Source organism: Desulfobacula sp. (assembly GCF_021107415.1).
The window spans coordinates 1-2,838 of sequence record NZ_JAIOSW010000261.1; the positions used below are offsets into that span (position 1 = coordinate 1).

At 38.2% G+C, this 2,838-nt stretch carries 3 protein-coding genes; all 3 read left to right on the forward strand.

Annotation, left to right across the window (positions count from 1 at the left end):
- The coding region (locus K8S13_RS13970) for an ABC transporter ATP-binding protein (RefSeq protein WP_291463366.1) at positions 1 to 1,407 on the forward strand (1,407 nt) is incomplete at its 5' end.
- 137 nt (positions 1,408 to 1,544) lie between these two features.
- Positions 1,545 to 1,925 carry a PilZ domain-containing protein gene (locus K8S13_RS13975; RefSeq protein ID WP_291463368.1) on the forward strand — a complete coding sequence of 127 codons (381 nt, stop codon included), beginning with the start codon at positions 1,545 to 1,547 and terminating at the stop codon, positions 1,923 to 1,925.
- Between the two features lie 81 nt (positions 1,926 to 2,006).
- Positions 2,007 to 2,543 carry a hypothetical protein gene (locus K8S13_RS13980; RefSeq protein WP_291463369.1) on the forward strand — a complete coding sequence of 179 codons (537 nt, stop codon included), beginning with the start codon at positions 2,007 to 2,009 and terminating at the stop codon, positions 2,541 to 2,543.
- Positions 2,544 to 2,838: the final 295 nt, after the last annotated feature.

A 2,838-nucleotide genomic window follows, 5' to 3' on the forward strand; every position in this document is an offset into this window, starting at 1 on the left:
GCCCAGAGAGAGGGGCCATACAGACCCACAAGCATTGTGAACGGTCTATTTACCGCCGGCCAGAGCGGTGCCTCCTTTTCGGCTGTGTTCTTATTGTTATTTGTGTTCAATCCCATCCTTCCCATTGTAATGATTGCAGCCTCAATTCCGGGAATTTTATTACGTTTAAAATACTCTGAAAAAATCTATGCATGGCAGGAGAAAAGGACTGAAGACGAGCGTCGATCCTACTATTTTCACTGGATGCTGACAGGAGATGCCCATGCCAAGGAATTTAGGCTGTTCAACCTTGGAAAACATTTCATTGATCAATTCAACTCCATCAGAAAAACACTTAAAAATGAAAAACTATGGTTTGAAAAACGAAGGGCCTTTGGTGACTTTATTGCCCAGTCAAGCGCCACTGTGGCTGTTTTTGGCTCTTTTATATATATTGCCTATAGGACTGTTCAAGGAACGATTACTTTAGGGGATATGGTTATGTATTTCCAGGCATTTCAGAGAGGGCTTGGATACCTTAAAACCCTTCTGGAAAGCGGTGCACAGATGTATGAAGATAATCTGTTTTTATCCCATCTATATGATTTCTTAAAGCTTACACCCAATATTAGTGATCCTGAATCTCCATGCCCGGTGCCGGACAAATTAACAAAAGGTATGGAATTTAAAAATGTGGAATTTTTTTACCCAAATTGTGTAAAAAATGTGCTAAATTGTGTAAACTTTTACATAAAACCAGGAGAAGTCGTTGCCCTTGTCGGAGAGAATGGATCGGGTAAATCAACAATTGTTAAACTTTTTTCAAGACTTTATGATCCACAATCAGGGGATATTTTTTTTGAAGGTAAAAGTATAAAAGATTTTAAGGTCAATGATTTCAGGAAAACAATCAGTGTTGTATTTCAGGATCATATTCATTACCAGCTATCTGTTAAAGAAAACATTTTTACAGGTGACGTTGACCAGAAAGAAAATCTTGCCAAAATTAAAGAGGCGGCCAGGCATTCCGGTGCTGCGGAAAAGATACTCGAACTTCCTGATGAATATGATACCCTGTTGGGACGATGGTTTAAGGGGGGAGAAGAATTAAGTATCGGCCAATGGCAGATGATTGCAATTGCAAGGGCTTTTTTCAGGGATGCCCGGATTGTTATCCTTGACGAACCTTCAAGCGCTATTGATCCTGAAACAGAGATTAAAATTTTTTCAAGGCTGAAGCAGCTCATAAAGGGGCGGTCTGCGTTGATTATCAGCCACAGATACTCCACCGTCAGGATGGCGGACAGGATTCTGGTGCTTGATGACGGCCGGATCATTGAACAGGGTTCTCATAAAGATCTTATTGCACAAAACGGAAAATATGCAAGACTTTATACTGCACAGGCAAGTGGCTATATATCATCATAATGTAACATTTTTTGTCACGCATCCATTCTTTTTTGTCAAAACCCAAGGACTTGACCATACTTTTTAAATTTTTGATTGAATTGATTTCTTTTATTGTATAATATTTTATATTTATATGAATAATTGGAGGCAATGTATTGAAAAAACGAGACTGTGACAGGTTCTCTATTCCGGGAACCACTCTTTATTATAAGGATAAGCCGGGATTGTTCATCAAACATAATTATTCCGATCATTATTATCCTGTCATCAACATAAGCAAAGGCGGTGCAAAATTCCTATGCAATGAAAGGCTAAAAGCCGGGAAAAAAATTATCGTTAAATTAGATATCCCCGGCATAGATCAAAAACCGGAAATTCTTGCCAACATCAGATGGATTTCAAAGAACCCCGAGCAAAGCTATAAATATCAGACCGGGATTGCCTTTAATTCATATGGAAATAAAAAAAATGAAAATTCAACGGAAATACTTACCCTTTTAGAATCAATTGAACTAAAGGAAAAAATAGACAAATAAATTTCGTGTCTGGCATATATATTGCTTTATTAATCCTTAAATTATATTTAAACAACCACCTAAAAATTTTGGAGGAGTAAAATGAAAAACATATTTTTAATAATATTGAGTTTAAGTCTGGTAGCATTATCGTCCATAAGTTTTGCAGAAGACAACTCATGGGAAAAACAATTTATCCAGACCCTGCAAGCAGGAAGGGCAATCAATACAAATACAGGCGGTGGGCTTGCCTATACCCCGACAGACGACACTGTATTAGAAAGAGCAATCCAAAAAGCAATGGAGATGGATGCACCTCCATGCGAAGCTGTGAAAATTGCAGTTGATCTTAAATACAACCCGTATTCTGTTATTAAAAATGTATTTGGTTATGGAGGTGAAGTAGACCTGAACCAGCTCTGCATGTGCGCCACCGAAAGCGGTATCAATAAACAAATTATTGCAAAGGCTGCCGCAGATGCAGCATCTCCCCTAGGAACACCCATCTATAGTCGTGATGAAATTGCACAGGCTCAGTGCCTGACCGGGCTTGGATACACACCCTTTGCAAATGCTCCGTCCCGCATCAAACCGTTACCTAAGCCAAAGCCCCTTTCCGCGACAAGCCCCTCCACATAGCCTGAACCACTGGTAAATATTGGAACAGAGGAAGAGACTTAAAAATTTAAATGCAACCCAAAAAAAAACTCATAAAAGCCCTGTAAGTGACACTACAGGGCTTTTTTTATTGACAATGCCGCATAGTAAATATTAAGCTCCTTTAAAATATTATAGATTCGTAAATTTTTTTTCTTTTTTTTGGTCTTTTATATTAAATAGTGGGGTAGAACATGAGATATAAAAAAAACATGGCTCAACTGATTTTTACTGCTTTTTTTATTACCTTGATGGTCCAGACAGCTTTTTGTGAAGA

What these genes read in the sequence shown, in the direction of transcription:
- K8S13_RS13980 (WP_291463369.1), top strand. Translation starts at nt 2,007, where the DNA reads ATGAAAAACATATTTTTAATAATATTGAGTTTAAGTCTGGTAGCATTA.